The sequence below is a fragment of the Dactylosporangium sp. NBC_01737 genome, assembly GCF_035963215.1.
GTDB lineage: Bacteria > Actinomycetota > Actinomycetes > Mycobacteriales > Micromonosporaceae > Dactylosporangium.
This window is the reverse complement of record NZ_CP109153.1, coordinates 13,032,156-13,052,681: the sequence shown is the minus strand read 5'-3', so window position 1 is coordinate 13,052,681 and position 20,526 is coordinate 13,032,156. Positions and strand designations below refer to the sequence as shown.

The 20,526-nt window shown below is 71.9% G+C and carries 21 protein-coding genes; 15 read left to right on the top strand and 6 right to left on the bottom strand.

The annotated features are described in order from the left end of the window. Nucleotides 1–11: 11 nt before the first annotated feature. Nucleotides 12–1,253 (bottom strand): ArgE/DapE family deacylase, encoded by a 1,242-nt coding sequence (locus OHA72_RS60240; protein ID WP_327005050.1) that lies wholly within the window; start codon nucleotides 1,251–1,253, stop codon nucleotides 12–14. A 17-nt stretch (nucleotides 1,254–1,270) separates the two neighbouring features. Between OHA72_RS60240 and OHA72_RS60235 the strand changes: the two genes are divergently transcribed. Continuing rightward, nucleotides 1,271–2,026, top strand: a complete 756-nt coding sequence (locus OHA72_RS60235; protein ID WP_327005049.1) for an endonuclease/exonuclease/phosphatase family protein — start codon at nucleotides 1,271–1,273, stop codon at nucleotides 2,024–2,026. Nucleotides 2,027–2,314: 288 nt separating this feature from the next. Here OHA72_RS60235 and OHA72_RS60230 read toward each other — a convergent pair whose 3' ends face one another. Both OHA72_RS60230 and OHA72_RS60225 read right to left on the bottom strand, forming a co-directional pair. Then, complete coding sequence (locus OHA72_RS60230; RefSeq protein WP_327005048.1) at nucleotides 2,315–2,518, bottom strand: hypothetical protein; 204 nt, start codon at nucleotides 2,516–2,518, stop codon at nucleotides 2,315–2,317. A 14-nt stretch (nucleotides 2,519–2,532) separates the two neighbouring features. Then, nucleotides 2,533–3,189 carry a GGDEF domain-containing protein gene (locus tag OHA72_RS60225; protein ID WP_327005047.1) on the bottom strand — a complete coding sequence of 219 codons (657 nt, stop codon included), beginning with the start codon at nucleotides 3,187–3,189 and terminating at the stop codon, nucleotides 2,533–2,535. 203 nt (nucleotides 3,190–3,392) lie between these two features. Here OHA72_RS60225 and OHA72_RS60220 point away from each other — a divergent pair, with 203 nt between their 5' ends. The 4 genes from OHA72_RS60220 to OHA72_RS60205 all read left to right on the top strand — a co-directional run bounded on the left by OHA72_RS60220 (nucleotide 3,393) and on the right by OHA72_RS60205 (nucleotide 5,986). Beyond that, on the top strand, nucleotides 3,393–3,641 hold the full coding sequence (locus OHA72_RS60220; RefSeq protein WP_327005046.1) for a DUF397 domain-containing protein: 249 nt from the start codon (nucleotides 3,393–3,395) through the stop codon (nucleotides 3,639–3,641). 154 nt (nucleotides 3,642–3,795) lie between these two features. After that, the gene (locus OHA72_RS60215) at nucleotides 3,796–4,680 is read left to right on the top strand and encodes a Sco1979 family transcriptional regulator (RefSeq protein ID WP_442788457.1); all 885 of its coding nucleotides are present in this window, start codon (nucleotides 3,796–3,798) and stop codon (nucleotides 4,678–4,680) included. A gap of 10 nt (nucleotides 4,681–4,690) precedes the next feature. Continuing rightward, entirely contained in the window at nucleotides 4,691–5,452 is a 762-nt protein-coding gene (locus tag OHA72_RS60210; protein WP_327005044.1) for an SDR family NAD(P)-dependent oxidoreductase, read from the top strand. Between the two features lie 69 nt (nucleotides 5,453–5,521). Further along, entirely contained in the window at nucleotides 5,522–5,986 is a 465-nt protein-coding gene (locus OHA72_RS60205) for an SRPBCC family protein (RefSeq protein WP_327005043.1), read from the top strand. A 64-nt stretch (nucleotides 5,987–6,050) separates the two neighbouring features. On the opposite strand, the gene OHA72_RS60200 is transcribed toward OHA72_RS60205, so the two are convergent. Next, nucleotides 6,051–6,494: a hypothetical protein gene (locus tag OHA72_RS60200; protein WP_327005041.1), complete on the bottom strand. Its 444-nt coding sequence runs from the start codon at nucleotides 6,492–6,494 to the stop codon at nucleotides 6,051–6,053. Nucleotides 6,495–6,591: 97 nt separating this feature from the next. Here OHA72_RS60200 and OHA72_RS60195 point away from each other — a divergent pair, with 97 nt between their 5' ends. Together OHA72_RS60195 and OHA72_RS60190 are read left to right on the top strand one after the other, a co-directional pair. Further along, entirely contained in the window at nucleotides 6,592–7,044 is a 453-nt protein-coding gene (locus OHA72_RS60195) for a DUF1203 domain-containing protein (RefSeq protein WP_327005040.1), read from the top strand. A 242-nt stretch (nucleotides 7,045–7,286) separates the two neighbouring features. Further along, nucleotides 7,287–8,498, top strand: coding sequence for an SGNH/GDSL hydrolase family protein (locus tag OHA72_RS60190; protein ID WP_327011895.1), 1,212 nt, complete (start codon nucleotides 7,287–7,289; stop codon nucleotides 8,496–8,498). A 35-nt stretch (nucleotides 8,499–8,533) separates the two neighbouring features. Here OHA72_RS60190 and OHA72_RS60185 read toward each other — a convergent pair whose 3' ends face one another. After that, nucleotides 8,534–8,998: a GNAT family N-acetyltransferase gene (locus tag OHA72_RS60185; protein ID WP_327005039.1), complete on the bottom strand. Its 465-nt coding sequence runs from the start codon at nucleotides 8,996–8,998 to the stop codon at nucleotides 8,534–8,536. Nucleotides 8,999–9,066: 68 nt separating this feature from the next. On the opposite strand from OHA72_RS60185, the gene OHA72_RS60180 reads away from it, so the two are divergent. The 8 genes from OHA72_RS60180 to OHA72_RS60145 all read left to right on the top strand — a co-directional run bounded on the left by OHA72_RS60180 (nucleotide 9,067) and on the right by OHA72_RS60145 (nucleotide 18,778). Continuing rightward, nucleotides 9,067–9,633 carry a TetR/AcrR family transcriptional regulator gene (locus OHA72_RS60180; RefSeq protein ID WP_327005038.1) on the top strand — a complete coding sequence of 189 codons (567 nt, stop codon included), beginning with the start codon at nucleotides 9,067–9,069 and terminating at the stop codon, nucleotides 9,631–9,633. 232 nt (nucleotides 9,634–9,865) lie between these two features. Then, nucleotides 9,866–11,209: a hypothetical protein gene (locus OHA72_RS60175; protein ID WP_327005036.1), complete on the top strand. Its 1,344-nt coding sequence runs from the start codon at nucleotides 9,866–9,868 to the stop codon at nucleotides 11,207–11,209. Nucleotides 11,210–11,341: 132 nt separating this feature from the next. Beyond that, a complete protein-coding gene (locus tag OHA72_RS60170) occupies nucleotides 11,342–12,451 on the top strand; it encodes a glycosyltransferase (protein WP_327005034.1) in 1,110 nt (369 codons plus the stop codon). Continuing rightward, nucleotides 12,435–13,553 (top strand): glycosyltransferase, encoded by a 1,119-nt coding sequence (locus OHA72_RS60165; RefSeq protein WP_327005032.1) that lies wholly within the window; start codon nucleotides 12,435–12,437, stop codon nucleotides 13,551–13,553. The genes OHA72_RS60170 and OHA72_RS60165 overlap by 17 nt, the downstream gene beginning before the upstream one ends. A gap of 8 nt (nucleotides 13,554–13,561) precedes the next feature. Next, nucleotides 13,562–14,722 (top strand): glycosyltransferase, encoded by a 1,161-nt coding sequence (locus OHA72_RS60160; RefSeq protein WP_327005031.1) that lies wholly within the window; start codon nucleotides 13,562–13,564, stop codon nucleotides 14,720–14,722. Beyond that, a complete protein-coding gene (locus OHA72_RS60155) occupies nucleotides 14,719–16,107 on the top strand; it encodes an O-antigen ligase family protein (RefSeq protein WP_327005030.1) in 1,389 nt (462 codons plus the stop codon). The genes OHA72_RS60160 and OHA72_RS60155 overlap by 4 nt, the downstream gene beginning before the upstream one ends. Nucleotides 16,108–16,110: 3 nt before the next feature. Beyond that, nucleotides 16,111–17,328 carry a hypothetical protein gene (locus OHA72_RS60150; protein WP_327005029.1) on the top strand — a complete coding sequence of 406 codons (1,218 nt, stop codon included), beginning with the start codon at nucleotides 16,111–16,113 and terminating at the stop codon, nucleotides 17,326–17,328. Nucleotides 17,329–17,374: 46 nt separating this feature from the next. Next, nucleotides 17,375–18,778 (top strand): glycosyl hydrolase family 28-related protein, encoded by a 1,404-nt coding sequence (locus OHA72_RS60145; RefSeq protein WP_327005028.1) that lies wholly within the window; start codon nucleotides 17,375–17,377, stop codon nucleotides 18,776–18,778. A gap of 364 nt (nucleotides 18,779–19,142) precedes the next feature. Here the strand turns inward: OHA72_RS60145 and OHA72_RS60140 are convergent, their stop codons facing one another. Continuing rightward, nucleotides 19,143–20,363, bottom strand: a complete 1,221-nt coding sequence (locus OHA72_RS60140; RefSeq protein ID WP_327005027.1) for an LCP family protein — start codon at nucleotides 20,361–20,363, stop codon at nucleotides 19,143–19,145. Nucleotides 20,364–20,526 lie beyond the last annotated feature (163 nt).

Below are 20,526 nucleotides of genomic sequence, written 5' to 3'. Positions count from 1 at the left end.
GCGGCGAAGGTCTAGAAGGACAGGGCCAGGTTCACCAGCGTGGCCGCGCATGCGTGGACCTGCGCGATCGACACCTTCTCGTCGGGGCAGTGGCCGTAGCCCACCCCCGGGCCGTACTGCACCGTCGGGATGCCTCCGATGTTCGTCAGCAGCCGCAGGTCGGAGCCGTACGGCGCGCCGACGACCGCCGGTGCCGCGCCGCCGTGCGTGCCCGTGTGCGCGTCGAGGACCCGGCGGACCAGGTCGGTGCCCTCGGGGCAGCGGCCCGAGGCGAACTGCCCGCCCCACCACTCGACCGTCACCGGGTGCTCCTTCAGCCACGGGTCGCCGGCGCACGCCTCCGCGACCGTGCGCTCGAACGCGGCCCGGGCCTCCTCCACGGGCTCGTCGAGGGCGACCCCGAACCGTCCCTCGGCGACCAGCAGGTCGGGGACCGTCGAAGCCCAGTCGCCGGCCCGCACGGTGCCGATCTCCAGGGGGTACGCGATGTCCCAGCGCCTCATCATGGGGTCGACGCTGCGGTTGCGGGACGCCTCCAGGGCCCGGAGCACGGGGAAGATGAGCTGGAACTTCTCCACCGCGCTGACGCCGCTGGTGCGGGCGCAGGCGTGCGCGGCCAGGCCGGGCACCCGCAGCCGGAAGGTGAGCGCGCCGCCGTTGGCGGCCAGGACGTCCAGGGCCGTCGGCTCGGTGATCACGCAGGCGTCGGCGCGCCAGCCGCGGTCGAGGGTCGCGTAGGTGCCGAGGCCGCCGTCCTCCTCGCCGACGACCGCCGCGAGCAGGACGTCACCGGGCAGGCGGGTCCCGCTGCGGTGCAGGGCGAGCAGCGCGGACAGCGCGGCGGCGAATCCGCCCTTCATGTCGCAGGCGCCGCGGCCGTACACGTGGCCGTCCTCGATGCGCCCCGAGTAGGGATCGTCCGACCAGGTCGACAGGTCGCCGGGCGGCACAACGTCCAGGTGCCCGTTGAGCATGAGCGTCCGGCCGCCGCCGGTGCCCGGCAGCCGGGCGACGAGGCCCCACGCCTCGGTGCGCTCGACCTCCATACCGGGGAAGTCGGGCCGGGCGGCGAGGTCGGCGACCGGGATCTGCCACAGGTCGGTTTCGACGCCCTCGGCCGCGAGCAGGCCGGCTACGTGCCGCACGATCTCGCCCTCCGCTTGGCTGCCACCCACACTGGGTACGCGGATCAGGTCGACGAGCGTGCCGATGGTCTCGTCGCGGGAGCTGAGGAGAGCGTTGTGGACGTCCATCCGGGCAATGTATGTCGTTGACACTCCTCACGTACAACATCCTGACCGGCGCGAACGGCGGCAGGCTGGACGCGGTGTGTGCGGTCGTCGATGCCGCCGCGCCCGACGTCGTGGCGGTGCAGGAGCTGCGCGGGGATCCGCCGCTCGCGCGGCGGACGGGGATGCGCCTGCACGTGGCGCCGCCGCGGACGGGGCAGCCGGTCGGCCTGCTGGTCGCGCCGCACCTGCGGATCCTGCGGCAGGGCACAGTGCCCGGGCCGTTCCATCACGGCGCGGCATGGGTGGAGCTGGACTGCGACGGTGGCCCGCTGACGGTGATCAGCACGCATCTGTTCCCGTATTGGGGTTTCGTCCGCCTGTACGAGGCCCGCCGGCTGGCTGCATTCGCGGCGCGGCGCGGGCGGGTCGTGCTGATGGGGGACTTCAACTCGCTCGACCCGTGGACCGGGTATGCGCACGTCCAGCGGCGGCACCGGCGCTGGTTCGGCCGGGGCGGCCCGGACACGCGGGCAATGGCGCTGCTGGCCCGCCGCGGTCTCGTCGACGTGTTCCGCACGGTCGGCACGGGGCCGGGCTGGACGGTGCCGACCGCGCTCGGCGGTGAGGAGTTCATCCGGTCGCGGCTGGACTACATCCTCGCGTCGCCGGCGGTGGCGGGGGAGTTCACGGCGTGCCGCGTGCTGACCGGCGGCGCGACGGCGTCCGCGTCGGACCACTTTCCGGTGCTGGCGACACTCGCAACGCCGGACCCCGCGGGTCGATCTGCTCCATGACCGGCGCGGGTCTGCGGTGCCCGCCGAGCGGCGGGTTCGCGACCCAGCGGATCGCGGGCCCCTGCCCGGGCGCCGGCAGCCAGCCCAGGAACCGGGCCCAGAGCTGGTCGGCGCCGAGGTGGCGCAGGTCCTCGGCGGCGTCGGCGACCCGCAGCGCCATCATGGTGCGCAGCGCGGCCGGGCTGTCGCCGTGCTCGGCGACGAGCTGGTCCCGCTTCGCGGCGCAGGGCCAGGGCTCGCGACATCCCGTGCACAACCAGGTCGGCCGGCCCGGAATGTGCGCGATTGTCACCCCAGACTCCCGGGCCGGGCAAGCTCCAGGCGTCGCAGGGCGTAGACGAGCACCGAGTTGCGGGCGGCCACGTACTGGTCGCAGGGCCACGGCTGGTGGCAGTCACGGCACTGCTCACCACGGTGGAGTTTGGCGGCCAGCCAGCCCTTGGGACGGGGCTGGTGGCGGCGGCGCTGGCGGACGAGCTCTTTGAGGTCCATCGCGGGGGTCCTTGTCAGGTCGCCGATGTGGGGTGGGCGGGCAGCTCGCATCGAAGCGATGTGTGCAGGATGTGCTGGTGCGCCACCAGGTGGGGGCGGCGGCGCTGGGTGTGGTGCTTGGCGCGGTACATGGCGGCGTCGGCCCGGTGCACCGCATCGGCGAGGTGCGCGTCCGGTTCGACCGGGACGAGCCCGACCGACGTGCTGACCGTCATCACCTGACCGCAGAGCCGCATCGGCGCGGCCAGCAGGTCGGCGAGGCCCGCGGCCTGCTCGTCGGGCTCCCCGTCGCGCCCGGCGATGAGACCGGCGAACTCGTCGCCGCCGAGCCTGGCCACGATGCCCCGCCCCGCGCATGCGGAGAAGCGGCGCGCGATGGTCACGAGGACCTCGTCGCCGGCGGAGTGGCCGAAGGCGTCGTTGATCTGCTTGAACCCGTCGACGTCGAGGACGACCGCGACGAGGGGGTGTGCGCGGACGTCGGCGACGAGCTCAGCACCGCGCTGATAGAAGGCGCGCCGGTTGGGCAGGCCGGTCAGCGAGTCATGGCTGGCGGCGTGGCGCTCGGCGGTGAGCTGCTGCTGCAGCTGTGCCACCCGGCGCTGCATGACCCACGCCGCGCACGCTCCAGCCGCCGCGGCCGCACCGGCCAGGAAGGCGAGAGGGTCCATGCGCACGTCCTCCAAGATCGTAGCTGGGGAAGCCACCCGATCATTTGGGAGCGAACGTCCGGTTTCAGTCACAAATTGTGAGCGTCCCCGCACATTCGCACATGCGCTAGCATGCGCGTTATCGGCTGCATACGCAAGAGCCGATGCACGTGCAGACGCCGATTCTCGGCAAACTTTCAACTACATGTTGCAGAGAGATGTCCATGGAGCAGACGTACAACGGGATGCCGGCCGGCGACCTGCCGGGTGTGCCCTGGCAGAAGAGCCGCCGCAGCAACCCCAGCGGCAACTGCGTCGAGCTGGCCCCACTGCCCGACGGGACCGGATTCGCGATGCGCAACTCGCGCGACCCTGAGGGGCCCGCGCTCATCTACACCTACGACGAGATCGCGGCCTTCGTCGCCGGGGCCAGGGACGGCGACTTCGACAACCTGCTGGACCGCAACCGCTGAGGGCGTGGGCTCGCCTGCGATACCGCCGGATCGACGCGAGCCCACTCCCGCTTACTGTCGGGTCATGGCATGCTTACTCCGGTTCACCCCCGGAACGGACCTCCGGCTCGCCCGGGCACGACGGAGGCAGCGTCCAGGAACTCGGAGGCAGTAGGTGACGACCGGAACGCCAGAAGGTGGTTCGGCTGGAGGACCCACGGTCCTCCGGATGCTGCTGGGCGCCCATCTGCGCCGCCTGCGTGAGGCGCAGGGTGTGACCCGCGAGGACGCGGGCTGGGAGATCCGCTCGTCGGAGTCGAAGATCAGCCGCATGGAGCTCGGCCGCGTCGGCTTCAAGGAGCGCGACGTCGCCGACCTGCTCACCCTCTACGGCCTGGACGACGACGAGGAGCGCACGCGGCTGCTCGCCCTGGCCCGCGACGCCAACAACCCCGGCTGGTGGCACCGCTTCGGCGACGTGCTGCCCAACTGGTTCCAGTCCTACCTCGGTCTCGAGGCAGCCGCGGCCCTCATCCGCACGTATGAGGTCCAGTTCGTCCCGGGCCTGCTGCAGACCAAGGAGTACGCGCGGGCGGTCGTCCTGCTCGGCCACGGCCGGGCCAAGGCCGACGAGATCGATCGCCGGGTCGAGCTGCGGATGGCGCGCCAGCAGGTGCTGACCCGCCCCGACGCGCCGAAGCTGTGGGTCGTCGTCGACGAGGCCGCGCTGCGCCGCCCGATCGGCGGCATCGACGTCATGCGCGGCCAGGTCGACGCGCTCCTGGAGGCCAACACCCTGCCCAACGTGCGGCTGCAGGTCATCCCGTTCAACGCGGGCGGGCACGCCGCGGCCGGCGGCGCGTTCACCATCCTGCGCTTCCCCGACCAGGACCTGCCCGACGTCGTCTACATCGAGCAGCTCACCAGCGCCCTGTATCTGGACAAACGCGACGACGTCGACCTGTATGCCGAAGCCATGGAACGGCTCTGCGTGGAGGCCCGCCCGCCGACGGACACCCAGAAGGTCCTTGAGGAGATCAGGCGGGACCTGGAGGGGTAATTTCCCTGGTATGGGAACCCTGTCACGCACTGTCGCACTTGTCACCGGCGCGTCGAGCGGCATCGGTGAGGCGGCTGCCCTCACCCTCGCCTCCCGCGGCGCCTCCGTCGCGCTCGCCGCGCGGCGCGCCGACCGGCTGAAGGCCCTCGCGGACCGCATCCGCGGCGAGGGTGGCGTCGCCCTGGTCGTGGAGGCCGACGTCACCGACCAGGAGGACGCCGCGGCGGCGGTACAGCGGACCGTGGACGAACTCGGGCGCCTCGACACGCTCGTCAACAACGCCGGCGTGATGCTGCTGGGGCCCGTGGCCGACGCGCCCGTCAAGGAGTGGCAGACCATGGTGTCCGTGAACATCATGGGCCTCATGTACTGCGCCCACGCCGCGCTGCCGCACCTGCTCGCGGCGGCCGCCGACGGCTCGCGGCGGGTCGCCGACATGGTCAACGTCAGCTCCGTCGCGGGGCGGGTCGCCCGCAGCGGCAGCGGCGTCTACAACGCCACCAAGCACGCCGTCGGCGCCTTCAGCGAGGCCCTCAGGCAGGAGGTCACCGGCCGGTACGTGCGGGTCTCGCTGGTCGAGCCCGGCGCCGTGGAGACCGAGCTGGCCGGCCACAACCGCCCCGAGATCCTCGAGGGCATCAAGCAGCGCTTCGCCGACGTCGAACGCCTCCAGGCCGACGACATCGCCGACACGATCGCCTACATCGTCACCCGCCCGCGGCACGTGGCGGTCAACGAGCTGCTGGTGCGACCTACCCAACAGCAGGCCTGAATCCTGTTTGCCGGTGCCATGGCCGGGCACGAGACAAGGGAACGCGCGATCAAGAGTTCGGAGGAACGAATGAGTGGCGTGACCGAAACCATCGACGTCCATGTGCCCGTGCGCACCGCATACAACCAGTGGACGCAGTTCGAGTCGTTCCCGCAGTTCATGAGCGGCGTCGAGTCGATCAGCCAGGTCGGCGACCGGCGCACGCACTGGGTGACGAAGGTCGGCGGTGTCCGGCGCGAGTTCGACGCCGAGATCACCGAGCAGCACCCGGACGAGCGGATCGCCTGGAAGAGCGTCGGCGGCGACACCAAGCACGCCGGCGTCGTCACCTTCCACCGCCTGGGCGAGCAGGACACCCGGGTCACCGTCCAGCTCGACTGGCAGCCCGAGGGCATCGTGGAGAAGGCCGGCGCCGCCGCCGGCGTCGACGACCTCCAGGTGAAGACCGACACCAAGCGCTTCAAGGAATTCATCGAGGAGCGCGGCGGCGAATCCGGCCAGTGGCGCGGCGACGTCCAGCGCCCCAGCCTGTAACCAACCCAGTAGTGAGCACCACGCGAAGGGCGTCGCCGTCGCCGGCGGCGCCCTTCGCCGTGGGTCAGGCGCGCAGCGCGTGCTCGATGCGGTCGAGGGCGTCGTTGCGCGGCGTGGCACGGTCCAGCAGGTTGGACTGGCGCGAGGCGAGGATGCCGGCGAGGACCGGGGTCTCGGCCTTCTCGATCTCGTGGTCCGCGGCCTCGGCGGCGGACAGCGCGAGGTTCGCCGCCTCCCGGCCGGGGAGGGCCTGCCACGTCGGCAGGAGCGTGTGGTTGATGGCGTCGTCGTACCACGGCGGCACGGTCGGCGGGGGGAGCTGACCGGAGCGCCAGCGTCTTACCAGGATCTGCGCCCAGCGGTCCCAGAACGCGACCTGGGCGAGCACGGTGGCAACGCTCCAGCTGGGGGTGACCGGCCGGCCGAGTTCGTCGTCGCCGAGGGAATCGATGAGGGTGGTCAGGCGTTGCCGCGCGGCGGCGTTCTCGTCCAGGGGTACACGCTCCACCTCGTCAACGGTAAGCCTGTGTGCGCTGGTCCGCACGGCGAGCGCGACGGCCGATTCCCGCCAGCCACGACGCACCCCGGTGCGTCAGGATCGGGGCATGTTCACGATTCACGCGATCGACCCCGGCACCCTGGAATCGGTGCGGAGCAAGGGAACCGACGTCTCCGGCAACGCGGTGGAGACGGCGACGGCGGGCGGTGGCGAACCGCTGCGATGCTGCCTGCGCGACGCGGTCGAAGGCGAGCGGCTGATCCTGTTCGGATACGAACCAGTGCTGCCGCCGAGCCCGTACCGCGAGATCGGCGCGGTCTTCGCGCACGCCGAGCGGTGCGACGGGCCCGCGGGGACCGGCTACCCGCAGGACTGGCGCGGCCGGTCGCAGGTGCTGCGGGCCTACGACGCGCGTGGCTGGATCCATCCCGCGACCCGCGTGCACGACGGCTCCGATCCCGAGGGCGTCCTCGCGGCGATCCTGCGGGAGCCTGCGGTCGTGCGCGTCGACTCCCGCAACGTCGCCTACGGCTGCTTCATGTTCACCGTGACTCGTTGAGCAGGCGCGCGGTGCAACTCGTCGCCGGGTACGGCCGGGAGGACCTGCTCCTGGCCCTCGCCGCCGCTCTCGAAAGCGACTTCATAACTATTCCGACCGGTTTTATCTGGAAATCACATCGAAACATTGACGGACATGCAGACGTCATGATCTGATCCCGACCCAGAGGATTTTTCACATTCGATGGGATCGAGGAGACCGCCGTGTCCGTGTTCCGTCGCACCGCCCTGGTGGTGGCCGGCATGCTGGCCGCCACCGGCGCGGCGGTCGTGCCAGGGCTGCCCGCCGCCGCCGCCCTGCCGACCGCCGCCGTCGCCCTCGGCGACAGCTTCATCAGCGGGGAAGGCGCCGGCAGCTACCAGCCGGTCGTCGACGTCAACGGCGTCGCGCAGCCGTTCCCCGGCTGGTCCGCCCCCAACACCAACGCCTTCTTCTGCCACCGCTCCGCCAACGCCTCGCTGAACCAGGCGACGCTGCCCGGCATCCAGGCCCGCTTCAACCTGGCGTGCTCCGGCGGCCGCCCGCACGACATCGCCAACCCGTCCGGCGCCCGCGACAAGGGCCGCACCGTCGCCGCGCAGCTCGACCAGCTCAGGGCCGTCGCGCAGACCCACGACATCGACCTGGTCCTGGTCGGCCTCGGCTCCAACAACAGCTCCTTCACCTTCGGCGACGTGGCCGAGAAGTGCGCGAACCGGTTCATCGCCGACGCGTGGACCGGCTGGTGGGAGTTCTGGGCCTACCTCAACGGCCCGGTCGAGCAGGAGCCCTGCACCGCCGAGGACCTCGCCACCGCGGCGCAGGTCGCGGCCGCGACGGCGGAGACGACCGCCGCCGTGCGGCAGCTGCTGAGCACCCTCGACCAGATCGACGCCGACGGGCAGCACCGGGTGGTGTTCCAGGACTACACGAACCCGCTGCCGTTCGACCTCGAGCAGAGCTACTGGGAGGAGGACGGCCGGCAGGACGACCGGGACAAGTTCCGTGACCTCGGCGCCGAGCGGTACGCCGCCGGCTGCCCGATCCACAGGGCCAGCCTCGCCCCCGGGCACGGCTTCTCGCAGAGCCTCGGCACGATCGTGCGCACCACCCGCGACACCCTCGCCGCCGAGTTCCCCGGCGACGACCTGGTCTACCTCAACGTCCAGCACGCCTTCGACGGCGCCCGGCTGTGCGAGCGCACCGGCAGCCCCGGCAACGCCCTCGCCACCCCGATCCGCCTGCAGGACGGCGCGAGCGGCGTGTTCGTGACCAGCCTCGCCGGCAAGGACAAGATCGCCATCCAGCGGATCGCGAACACCTGCGTCTCCTACTTCCAGACCTGCCAGGAGTCGTGGCACCCCAGCGCCGCCGGCCACGCCGTGCTCGGCAAGTGCCTGACCGGCGCCGCGGCCGGCACGGCCCGCACCGTCACCTGCACCCGCAAGGCGGACGGCACCATCGTGACCGCCTGACCCCCACCCGCGCCCTGCGCTGAGACGACCCCGTTTCAGCGCAGGGTGCGCTCGTAGCAGACCGAGCGCGTGGATCCCGCGTACACACCGAACAGCGGGATGCGGTGGTAACCCTCGCGTTCGTAGAAGCGCTGGGCGTCCGGCTGCTCCGTGCCCGTCTCCAGGCGCAACGTCTTCCAGCCACGCTCCACTGCCGCCGTCTCCAGGGCGCGCAGGATCGCGGCGGCGACGCCGGTGCCGCGGGCCGGTGGCACCACGAACATCCGCTTGACCTCAGCGGCGGACGGATCCAGGCGGCGCAGGGCACCGCAGCCGACCGGCGTGCCGTCGACGTCGCTGACCGCGACCAGGAACAGGTCGACGTCCCCGGCGGACGGGGCGGCACCGGGCTCGTGGTCGTCGCTGCCGTAGCGCGCGTCGAGCTCGGCCCGCTGCGCCGCGCGCAGGGCGGCGCCCTCCGGGTCGTCCCAGCCGCGTGCCTCGATGCTCCAGTCCGTCATCCGCGTTCCCTCCACCGTCGTAACAAGTGTTACCGTAACAGTTGTTACGAGATGAGGGAGTGAGACCCGTGCCACGTCAGGAGCAGGGTGAACTGCTGTCCAAGGCCGTCTGGGACGTCCTGGCGCAGCAGGGCCTTGAACGGCTGACGATCAGGGCCGTCGCCGCCGCCGCGGGCTGCACGACGGGCCTGGTCATGCACCGGTTCCCCAACCGGCGGGCGCTGCTGCGCCACGCCCGGCAGCTGCTGCACGACACGACCCGCGCCCGGGTCGAGGCCCTGGAGGCCGCGGCGGACTCGCCCCGGGCGGCGCTGCGCGCGGTGCTGCACCAGGGGCTGGCACTGGACCCGCAGACCACCGCGGAGAGCACGGTGTGGCTGGGGTTCCTGGCCGCCGCCGTCGCCGACGAGGACCTCATCGCCATGCACCGCAACGGCAACCGGGCGTGGCGGGCCAGGGTCGGCCGGCTCGTCGAGGCCGCCGGGCCGCGCCAGGACCCGGCGACCGTCACGGTCGCGCTCATCGCCATGGTGGAGGGCGCGGCGGCGTTCGCGTCCGCCGACCCGGACGCCTACCCGCCCGCCGTGCAGGCCGCGATGCTGGAGCTCGCGCTCGAAGCCTTCGATCTTTCCTGACCGGCTCAGGACCAGATGAGGGAAAGATCACCGGCACATCCCGTACCGCGTCACGCGGGATGCGGTGGCACCCCTCCCGCTGGTGGAAGCGCTCGATCCCCGCCGCCGCCTGAACGGCACCGCAACTCTGGGCGGACGAGGAGCCGCAGTTGGTGGAGCACGCCGACCGTTGGGTCGAGCCGACCGTGCATACGGACTGTACAATTGGCCGAGCGTTGATACCCTGCGCCACGTGAGTGACGAGGGGCGTGCGGAACCAGGTGCCGGCTATCCAGCCGAGGGCGAGTGGCCGCCCTCGGTGTGGCCACCCCTGCCTCCACCGGCCGAGCCGCCGCGGCAGCAGGCGCAGCAGGCCGACTGGGACCAGCAGACCGCGCCGCTGACGCCGAACTGGCAGCAGCCCCCAGCGCAGCAGCAGCCGCCCCAGGCGTACCCGCCGCAGCCCCAACAGCAGCCGCACCCGCAGCAGCAGCAGTACCCGCAGCAGCAATACCCGCAGCAGCAGTATCCGCAGCAGCAGTATCCGCAGCAGAACCCGGCCCAGCAGCAGTACGGCCCGCCGCACGGGCAGGCGTCCGCGCCACCGCACGCGCAGGCGTCGGCCCCGCCGCACGCGCAGGCGTCCGCGCCACCGCACGGGCAGGCGTCCGCGCCGCCGTACGGGCAGGCGCAGACCTCCGGCGGTCCATACTGGACGGGCGGCCCGTCCGGCGCTGCCCCGGTGGCCCAGCCCATGCCCACGCCGATACCGCCGCAGCCGACGCCCGGTTCGTGGAATGTCGCGCAGGTGGCCGCAAGCGTGCCGACCTCGCCGCAGCCGGTGCAGAGCTCCTGGCCTCCCGTCGGCTCGCCGACGTCCGGCCCGCCCCAGCAGAGCTGGAACTCGCCGGTCCGTGAGGAGCCGATTCCCGCGCTCGGCGACGTGAACGCCCGCCCGTCCGGCAGCCGGGCCCTCGTCTGGACGCTGGTGGCGGCCGTGATCGTCGCGGTGCTCGCCGGTGTCGGCGGCTACTTCCTCGGCGCCGGCAGCAAGGATCAGGCCGGCAACGACCCGGTGCCCGGGCCTTCCGCGTCGGCGAGCCCGTCGCTCGGTACGTTCGAGCGCGCGCAGGCCACGCTGAACAAGGCGAAGTTCGACGGCGACCTGCTGCCGCTCGCCACGCCATGGCTCGCGGACATGGGCGGCTGCGCGACCAACACCGACACCGGCGGCCCGAAGCTGCCCTCCGACGAGACCAAGCATGTCTTCTGCCGGCACGGTGGGGTATCGGTGCACTTCGCGCAGTACGCGTCGCAGACCGAGCGTGACGCTGGCCGTGCGTTCCGGATCCAACTGAGCGTCACCTCGCCGGGGCTTGCGCCCGGTCAGGGTGCACCCGGGCCGAAGACGGGCGGGAGCGGCGCGACCGGCCAGTACGTTGAGTACGCGCTCAAGGAGTCCGACGGCCGGGCGTTGTGCGGCATCTGGTGGAACCGCGACGACGGCAACGCCGCGGTCTTCATGGAGGCGCTGTGCGAGGAGGTCCTCGGCGGCGACTGGCAGCCGTTCCGGGACCTGTGGCAGCGCCACAGCTGAACAAGCGGCCGCGACGCCGCGGGGAAGTATGTGTCACAGTCTGTTGACAGCGTCGACGTAAGCCCGTTTCATGTGGGCGCCATCATGGCGCGCGGACGCAACGGGGGAGTCGTGCACGACAGCGAGAGGCAGTTGGGCGCGGGGCTTCTGGAAGGCTCGTCGGTCGCGCTGGTCCACGAATGGTTCAGCGCCACCGGCGGCTCGGAGCAGGTCTTCATGGCCATCGCCGGCCTCCTGCCGCATGCGGCGCGTTACGTGCTCTGGGCGGAGCGTGACGCCGGTGCCGAGGGGTTGGGTCTGCGCGAGTCATGGCTGGCCCGCACGCCGCTGCGTCGCAGCAAGGCCCTCGCGCTGCCGATGATGCCGCTGGTCTGGCGAACCCTGGATCGCCGCGCCACGTTCGACGTCGTGATCTCCTCGACCCATGCGTTCGCGCACACGGTCAGGCTCGGCTCGCACGAGGCGACGCGGTACCTCAGCTACGTGCACTCACCGGCGCGATACGTCTGGAGCCCGTCCTTCGACGGTCGTGGCGCGAACCCGGCGCTGCGCGCACCGCGCAAACTGCTGCAGGTCGTCGACTCGCGGCTCAACCGGCACGTGCACTCCTACGCGGCCAACTCACGTGAGGTGCAGGCGCGAATCCGGCGGTTCTGGCGACGCGACGCCGTCGTGGTCAATCCGCCGGTGGCCGTGGACTACTTCGCCGCGGCGCCGCACGCGCAGCGTGAACAGCCGCGTGATTATCTGCTCGGGGTCGGACGCTGGATCCCGTACAAGAACTTCGATCTCATGATTGCCATCGCGGACGAGGCCGGCCTGCCGCTGGTGATCGCCGGCTCCGGCCCGGAGGAGGCGCGCCTTCGGAAACTCGCCGCCGCAGCCCGCGTGCCCGTCACGTTCGAGGTCCGGCCGTCGAAAGAGCGACTGCGCGAGCTGTACTGGGGAGCCCGCGCGCTGTTGTTCCCGGCGCACGAGGACTTCGGGATCATCCCGGTCGAGGCTCAGGCGTGCGGCACACCCGTGATCGGTCTGGGTCGCGGTGGCCTGCTCGAGACGGTCGTCGACGGCGAGACCGGCTACCTGGTGGACTCCCTGGAGGCCGCGCCGCACGCGGAGGCCGTCCGTCGCCTGCCGCGCCTGTCCACACAGCGCCGCATGCAGGAGCAGGCGGCGCGGTTCTCCCCGGAGCGGTTCGCCCACCGGATGAGCGAATGGGTCACCGATGCGACCAGCGGCTGAGGCGCCCACGTCGACGGTCGTCGACTGCAGCGGTGTCGGTCCGGGCGGCATCACCCGGGTGCTCACCGAGATCGTCCGCTTCTGGCCCGGCGGGCACCGCCTGGAACTGGTCGCGGTGCCGGCCGGATGGGACGTGCCGGACGGCGTCGAGGCCGACGTGCGGACCGCGAGCCGGCAGGCCGGCGGCCGGGGCAGATCGATCGCGGCGGCCACCAGGGCCCTGCGCCAGGCGACCGCGGGCCTGGACCCCGCCACGACGCGGCTGTTGTCGCTCAGCCCGTCGATCGCCGTCGCCGGCAGCCGCCTGCCGGTCGTCACCGTCATGCACGACCTGGCGTTCAAGCTGTGGCCGCACGACCTGTCGGTGGCGGTGCGCCAGTACCGCCAGGCCAGTTACGGCATGGCAGTGAGCCGCTCCGAGCGGCTGCTGTGCGTCAGCGCCCGCACGCAACACGACCTGCTCGGCGTCTACGGTGTGCCGGCCGAGCGGACCCGCGTCTGGCACCCGGGCAGCGACGTCGCCGGGATCCCGGGCGAGCTGCCGGCAGCCCTGCGTGGGCGGTCGTATCTCGTGGTGCCCGGCCACGCCGCGCACAAGGGCGTCGAGCTCGCCGTCGAGGCACTGGCCGAGCACTCCCAATACACACTGGCCGTGCTCACCGGCGGGCAGCGCGTCGAGGCGTTCGAGCGGGCCGCGGCGGCGTCGCCGGCCGCCGACCGGGTCGTGTTCCTGGATCGCCTCAGCGACGCCGACTACCTCGCCACCCTCGCCGGCGCGGCGGCCTTCGTCATGCCGAGCCATTTCGAGGGGTACGGGCTGCCGGCCGCCGAGGCCATGCGGCTCGGTACCCCGACCGTGATCTCGCCCGATCCGGCGCTGCATGAGGCGACCGGCGGCGGCGCGATCCGGATGGCCACCTGGACCGGCGCGGCACTGGCGGCGGCGCTGCGCGCGCTCGACACGTGGAAGGCGCCGCCCGCGGCGGCACATCGCGGCTGGCGGCAGGCGGCCGAGGAACTGGCCGGGCACGTCGGCGTGCGGTTCGCGACGGCGCGCCGGCAGCCGGTTCCCGAGGCGGTGCCCCAACCCGGTGAAGGGTAAGGTTCCGCGTGCGTATCGCCATGGTCCACTCGTCGTTCGCCTTGCTCGGCGGCGCTGAGCAATACGTCCGGGATCTGTCCCGCGACCTCGAGGCACGCGGCCACCAGGTGCGGGTCTTCGCGCGCGCGTCGGCGAACGCCCAGCCCGGCGACGGCGTCCTGAGCACCCGGATGTCCGCGCGTGTGCCCGGGGCGCGCAAGCTGTTCACGCACCTGGGCGACGTGTTCGACCCGACCGGGGCCGGTCCGGCCGATCTGCGCGACTTCGCCCCCGACGTCGTGCACGTGCACAACTGGCAGGGCGTCGGAGCGTTGCCGGTCGCGGCCCTCGCGAGGGTCCACCCCACCGTGCACACCGTGCACGACTATGCGATCGCCGACCCGAACAACTCGCTCGCCAACCGCGGCCGTTCCGGGCCGCTGGACCGGCTGCTCGATCTGCGCTCCGCCTGGCTGGTCCGCAGGCTGCGCCGGGTCACCGTGCTGTGGCCGGCCGCCCGCACCCGCGACCTGCTCGCCTCGCACGTGCCCGGCGCCCGGCGGCTGCCCGGCCGGGTGGTGCCCCTCGCGGTGCCGGAGAGCATGGGCAGCGACTGGCCGCCGGGACGCCGTGACGTGCTGCTGTTCATGGGCGCGTTGAGCCCGCACAAGGGCATCGAGGTGCTGCTGGAGGCGTGGCGGGCGGTCGGCCGCGAGGTCCGCGGGACGCTGCTCGTGGCGGGCGACGGCCCGGCCCGCGCCGCCGTGGAGGCGGCCGCCGCGGCCGACCCGACGCTGCGCTACCTGGGTTTCCTCGACGCCGCAGGGAAGGCCGCCGCCCTGGCCGAGGCCGGCTGGTTGGTGTTTCCCAGCCAGTGGGTGGAGAACTTCCCGATCTCCTGCGTCGAGGCGCTGCGCGCCGGTCGGCCCATCATCAGCAGCGCCATCGCCCGGCCGCCGATGGCGTCGGCGGGCTCGGTCGTCGAGTTCACCGATACGGCCACGCTGGCCGGGGCCGTGCGGCAGGCGGTCCTCAGCACCGACGCGCAATACGCGGCGTTCGCCGCCTCCGCCGCCGAGGACGGGGTCAGGCTGGACTGGCCGGCCCATGTGGACGCGGTGCTCGAGGCATACCACGCGGTCGCCGGGGCGCGGACCGGGCGGCCCGGCACGCTCAGGGAGCATGGGTGAGCATCCGCGAGCGCATGCGCGAGACCTCATGGCAGGTCGGGGTCGCGGTGGTCGCGGCGGTGCTCGCGGTCGTGGGCTGCGCCCTGGCCGGGCTGTCGCCGTGGCTGCCGCCGGTCGTCGCCCTGCTGGGCTACGTGCTGGCCAAGCCGTTCGCCGGCCTGGTGTACGTCGCGATCGTGGCCACCACCTCCCTGGGGCTGTGGGCGGCGGGGGTCGAGCACGTCTTCGGCGCGGCGTTCGGCGGGCGTGAATATCTGCTCGATCAGTCCACCGTGCTCGTGGTGCTGGTCCACTGCACTGTGGCCGCGGTCGCGGTGCTGCGCGGCGGGCAGCGGCCCGGCCGTGGCCGGCTGGTGGCCGGCGGCGTCGTGTGCGCGGTGCTGCTGCTGGGCCTCGCGGTCGGTATGGCGCATCACGGCGTCGTGCAGAGCCTGCTCGGGGTGCGATACGTGGTGTTCCCGCTGCTGCTGCTGGGTCTGGTCGCCGCCCAGCCGGCACGCGACCGGCTGCGTTTCGCGACGGTTCTCGCATGGTTGCTCGTCGCGAACGGTGTCGCGGCGCTCCTCGAAGTGATGCTCGGGCCGGGAAGGCTCGCCGCGTGGGGTCTCGATCACGGCCGGGCCATCCGGTACATCGACGGCAACTTCCGGGCGCCCGGCCTCACCGACTTCAACGCCGACCTCGGCATGCTCGCCGGTGCGTACCTGCTCGGTTACGTGGGACTGTGGCTCGATCCGGCCAGCCGCCCACGGCAGCGCGCCTGGCACGCCGGCGCGATCGCCGCCGGGCTGTGCCTCGCGCTGAGCACCAGCCGGTCCGGCGCGGTACTGCTGGCCGGCGGGGTGATCGCCGCGGTCGTCCTCAACCGGGGTGGCGGTGCGGCCCGCCGGCGCCGGGCGCGGTTCCTGGGACTCGGCGTGCTCGCGCTGGTCGCGGTCGGCTTCGTGACCGTCGGGGCGACCGGCGCCAACAGCCTGTTCCAGCGCTTCGACGTGTGGGCCGACCTGCTGCGCCACGACCTGCCGTGGTGGGGCCGCGGGGTGGGTGCGGTCGGTGCCGCGTCGAACTCACGGTTCGCCCACGGCGAGCAGGTCTTCGTCGACAACTACTACGTGAGCCTGGCCCTGCAGTTCGGGCCGATCGTCGCCCTCGCGACGGTGGTGCTGATCGGTGTGCTGCTGGTGCGTCTGGCCAGGGACACCGCCACCCGACCCGCCGCCGTGGTGCCGGTCGCGGCGCTCGCCGGGCTCGCCGCGTCGTTCCTGGTGCTGGAGGCATGGGAGTACGACGGCGCCATGCTGTGCCTGGCCGCGTTCGTCGTGGCCACGACCGTATCGTCCGCCCCTGTCGCCGGGCCCACGGACGTCCCGGCTGAGGAGGCCTGAGCGATGCGCTTCGCGCGACGCACGGTAGCTGCGCTGCAGCGTTCGCAACTGTCGGTGCAGGCCCTCACCCGGCTCAGCAGCGTCGTGATCTTCCTCCTCGCGTCGTGGACCGACCAGTCGCACCTCGCGTTGGTCGCGCTGCAGGGCACGCTGCTCGCCATCCCGTACACCCTGATCGAGGCCCTGGTCGGCCGGCCGCTCTCGGCGGGCCTGGTGCCGGCCGGCTGGGACCTCGAACGTTGGGCGCGCCGGGCCGCGGTGGTGACGATCGTGCCGGTCGGCGCCGTCGCGTACCTGTCGGCGCTGATCGCGCTGCCCGACGTCACGCCGTGGAGCCGGCTCGCGATGATCGCGCCGGTGCTGCTGCAGCTGCCCCTGGAGGCGGCGTTCTGGTCGACCGCACGCACCCGGTCCCGGCAGCTGGCGAACCTGGTGCCGCAGCTCACCGCTGCCGGCACCCTCGTCGCCGGCGCGGTCCTGGCGTTGACGCACCAGCGCCTGGACGTCGCGGCGGTCCCCGCGCAGCTGCTGGTGCTCGGCTGGGTGTGGCTGCGCCGCGGCGGCTCGCCCGGCCGGACGGTCCGGCCACCGTACCTGGCCAGCGTGCGGGTCGGGTCCACGTACTGCCTAGCCGCCGGGGTCGACCTGTCGTACTCGGTCGCGCTGCCCTCCGTCGCGGGCCGCATCGTGGGCGTCGACGCGATCGTGGTGCTGCGGGCCATGGAGCTCGCGTTCGGGCCGTTCCACGTGGCCCTGTCGGCGAGCACCCGGGAGGACATCGTCGGCGGGTCTGCCAGCAGGTTCCTCACCGGTACCCGCATGTTCACCGGTGTGCTGCTGGTGGCGGTCAGCGCGGCTGTCCTGGGCAGCTCGTGGGTGCGCGGCGTTCTTGCCGACGAGCTCACCCGGGTCGCCGTCGGCGTGATCGCGCTGTTCTGCGTGTACAAGGCGATGCTGGCAGTGTCGACGTGGCTGTCGGTCCGGCACATGATCCGGGCGGCCCCGCGCCGGTTCCTGGTCTCGGCGGTCGGCTCGCGGGTGGTCGCGTTCGGAGGACTCGCCGTGTCGATCGCCGTGGTGCACCGGGTGTCCGGGCTGTTCCTGCAACTGGCTGCCACCGAGGCGGCCGTGGTGGTCTGGTACGCGCTGCGGGCCCGCGGCACGCCGCCGAAGCTCGAGCCTGAGCGGATGACGACTTTGGACCCGGCGGCATCGGCATGATTGCATCGACCGTGCGCGCTTCATTCCTTCAGCAGATGAGGTCCCGATGATCGACGACTCCGCCAGCCGGTTCGACGCCGACTGGCGCACGTCGGTCACCCGGCGTGCGCTGTTCAACCGGCGTGGCGCTCTGGTCGCGGGCACCGGAGCCACCCTCCTGGGCGCGGCCGCGGTCGGCGCGCTGATGCGGGACGGGAGCGACCCCGCCGGCGGCGCGGAACCGTCCGCGGCGATGGTCTTCAACGCCCAGGACCTCGGCGCCCACGGCGACGGCAAGACCGACGACACCGACGCCCTGCAGCGTGCGATCGCGGCCGCCCGGCAGAGCGGCGGCATCGTGTATGTGCCGCCGGGCGTCTACCTCACGGGGAAGCTCACCGTGTACTCCGGCGTGCACCTGCGCGGCGCGGGTGGTGACGCGACCCTGCTGCGGCTCAGACCGGGCGCCAACAGCGCGATCATCGAGTCGGACCGCTTCGAGAAGCTCTCCGGCAGCCGTGGCGAAGGCGGCATCGGCAACTTCAGCGTCCGTGACCTTGCTCTGGACGGCAACAAGCAGCACAACCCCAACGGTGGGTATGGGTTGCGTCTCTACGCCTACGGCTACGAGCTCACCGAGGTGATCGCGTACAACTGCCGCAACGATGGTATCTACAGCGAATGGGGCACTCTTGCGGCCCTGCCTCCGCCGTCGCATCAGATGGAGGCGCGTCTCACCGCACTGCGCACCCATGACAACGACGGACACGGCGTCAACTTCAACGGCCCGCACGACTCGATGTTCCTCAACTGCGTGTCGTCACAGAACAACGTGACCGGCTTCCGGCTCGCGGGCGAGAGCACCGGCACGTCGATGGTCAACTGCCACGCCTGGGGCCTGGAGCAGAACGTCGCGTTCGAGCTCGCCGCCGGTGCGATCAACTGCATGAACTGCTTCGCCGACTTCAACGGCGGCATCGGCGTGCGGGTCTCGCGCAACGACTGCCGCTGGGTCGGCGGCCTGATCGCCGGCTACAACCACCCGCAGGAGGTCGGCCTGCAGCTGCTCGCCGGTCCGAAGCCGACCGAGCCCGCCGGCATCCTCGTCGACACGAAGATCATGAACTGTGGGACCGCCGCCGTCGACTTCGGCGCCGACCGGGGCCTGTCCAGCATCCGCGCTCTGCTCAGCCAGCCGGGCGCGGTGTCCGACGGCGGCGGCACCACCCCGGGCACCGGCCTGGGCTGGATCGGCAAGCCGGCCCCGTCGACCCAGGTGGAGCTCGTCTCCGGCATCGGCGACACGACGAAGAGCCTGGTCGTGCGCCCGGCGTTCGACCTGCGCGCGCAGGAGACGCCGCCACCGCCGGACGCGGGCGCGGTGCGGCTGTTCGTGCGGACCGTCGGCGGCCAGACCCAGCTGTGCGCGCGTTTTCCGGGCGGGGCGATCAAAGTGCTCGCCGACGGCTGACCGGTCGGCACACGGAGCGAGAAGACATGCAGACGCAGCAGGCGCTGCCGACGGCGGCGGTCGACCGCACCAGGCGGATCACGTTTCTCGAAGGGGCCGCGGGGTCGCCGCGTTCATGGTGCTCGCGCAGCACCTGATCGCCGACCAGTACCCGGGATACCGGGCGTGGAGCCACGACTGGGTCGACCTCGGTCGCGTCGGTGTCGTGGCGTTCTTCCTGGTCAGCGGATACGTGATCCCCACTGAGCCGCCCTCGATCGGTGTGGGCCACCGGCTCAGTCGCACGCGGCGGCGGGCGAACCTGCCGCGGCGCCCGCCGTGGCAGCGCCCGCCGCGTCGGCCACCGCGCCGGCCGCGGGGAACGTCAGCTCGGTGTGACGGCCGGCGCCGCCGGCGCTCCGGGCAATGGCAGGTCCTGACGCACCGCGTCGAACAGCGCCTTGCCGGCCGGCAGGTCGGGCAGGACCACGCTCTCGCTGCCTATCATGCCGGTGCCCTTGCTCGGGTTCGTGAGGAACGTGAGGTTCTCGCCGCGCAGGTGCCGCAGGTCGTTGGCCATGGAGAACATGTCCAGGTCCTTGTCGACCGTGATGGCGTCGGCGGTGGCCTTCAGGAACGCGTTGAGCCGGCCCGGATCGGTGAGCAGCCCGCCGGAGACAGCCTTGTTCAGGATGGCTTTGATCACCTGCTGCTGGTGGCGGATGCGGGCGAAGTCACCGTCGGCGAACGCGTAGCGCTCGCGGGCATAGTCCAGCGCCGCGGCGCCGTCCATGGTCTGCAAACCCTTGGTGAAGTGCCGGATGCTGTCCTTGTTCAGCGAGTGCGTGGAGGTGAAGGTCGATTCGACATCGATCTCCACACCGCCGAGCGCATCGACGATCTCCTTGAACCCGGCGAAGTCGATGATCGCCACGTGGTCGATCCGCACCCCGGTGAACGCCTCGACGGTCTGCACGGTCAGCGGCACGCCACCCCACGCGTAGGCCGCGTTGATCTTCGCGTCGGTGTTGCCGAACTTGCCGTTCGCGGACTTCGGCACGTGCACCCACGTGTCGCGGGGGATCGAGATCAGGTCCGCTGCGGAGTGGTCTTTGGTCAGGTGCATCAGGATGATCGTGTCGCTGCGCGAGCCGCCCGGGGTGTTGGGATCGCGGGTGTCACTGCCGAGTACCAGGAAGTTCATCGCGTTCTTCGCGGCCTCGACCTTCGGCGGACGGTCGTCCTCGGGCACCTGATCGAACGCTTCGACCCGCTTCACCCGATTTTCGACTGAATTGACGTATATCGCGCCACCTGCAGCGAGCAAACCGATTACGACAACCAGCGAAGCCAGACAGATCAAAAGGATTCGCTTGCCACGCCGCATCGGCGGTCGCCTGGTTTTCGGGTCGGTCTCCGGCTCGGTCGCCGTCGCGGTTTTCGTCCTGGCTTTCATTCGTTGCCGGGAACTCGAACTGCGCTCCGGAGGGTCGAATTCCAGGTCCAGTGCGTCGTCCGAGGCCGGCTCGGAGCGCTGCCGCGGGACGGCCCGAGCGTCCACCTCTCTCGTGGCGTCAGGGTCGATGAACGGCTCCCGTGCTGGCATAGCCGCCATGCTACTGATCCCCCGCATGCCGCGGGGTCCTGCATCGGGCCGGGTTGTATCTCCGAAATAACCTGTTTTGAAGATAAAGGTGAATTATCCCATGACGACCCTGTTACGGCCGCATTTCGGGCCGTCCCGCGGGCTGCGGAAGTGTCGGGGAAGC

Excerpts from the sequence above, each read along its gene's own strand:
- OHA72_RS60240 (WP_327005050.1), bottom strand. The coding sequence starts at position 1,253 with ATGGACGTCCACAACGCTCTCCTCAGCTCCCGCGACGAGACCATCGGC.
- OHA72_RS60230 (WP_327005048.1), bottom strand. The coding sequence starts at position 2,518 with ATGGACCTCAAAGAGCTCGTCCGCCAGCGCCGCCGCCACCAGCCCCGT.
- OHA72_RS60225 (WP_327005047.1), bottom strand. The coding sequence starts at position 3,189 with ATGGACCCTCTCGCCTTCCTGGCCGGTGCGGCCGCGGCGGCTGGAGCG.
- OHA72_RS60220 (WP_327005046.1), top strand. The coding sequence starts at position 3,393 with ATGGAGCAGACGTACAACGGGATGCCGGCCGGCGACCTGCCGGGTGTG.
- OHA72_RS60210 (WP_327005044.1), top strand. The coding sequence starts at position 4,691 with ATGGGAACCCTGTCACGCACTGTCGCACTTGTCACCGGCGCGTCGAGC.
- OHA72_RS60205 (WP_327005043.1), top strand. The coding sequence starts at position 5,522 with ATGAGTGGCGTGACCGAAACCATCGACGTCCATGTGCCCGTGCGCACC.
- OHA72_RS60195 (WP_327005040.1), top strand. The coding sequence starts at position 6,592 with ATGTTCACGATTCACGCGATCGACCCCGGCACCCTGGAATCGGTGCGG.
- OHA72_RS60190 (WP_327011895.1), top strand. The coding sequence starts at position 7,287 with ATGCTGGCCGCCACCGGCGCGGCGGTCGTGCCAGGGCTGCCCGCCGCC.
- OHA72_RS60185 (WP_327005039.1), bottom strand. The coding sequence starts at position 8,998 with ATGACGGACTGGAGCATCGAGGCACGCGGCTGGGACGACCCGGAGGGC.
- OHA72_RS60165 (WP_327005032.1), top strand. The coding sequence starts at position 12,435 with ATGCGACCAGCGGCTGAGGCGCCCACGTCGACGGTCGTCGACTGCAGC.
- OHA72_RS60150 (WP_327005029.1), top strand. The coding sequence starts at position 16,111 with ATGCGCTTCGCGCGACGCACGGTAGCTGCGCTGCAGCGTTCGCAACTG.
- OHA72_RS60145 (WP_327005028.1), top strand. The coding sequence starts at position 17,375 with ATGATCGACGACTCCGCCAGCCGGTTCGACGCCGACTGGCGCACGTCG.
- OHA72_RS60140 (WP_327005027.1), bottom strand. The coding sequence starts at position 20,363 with ATGCCAGCACGGGAGCCGTTCATCGACCCTGACGCCACGAGAGAGGTG.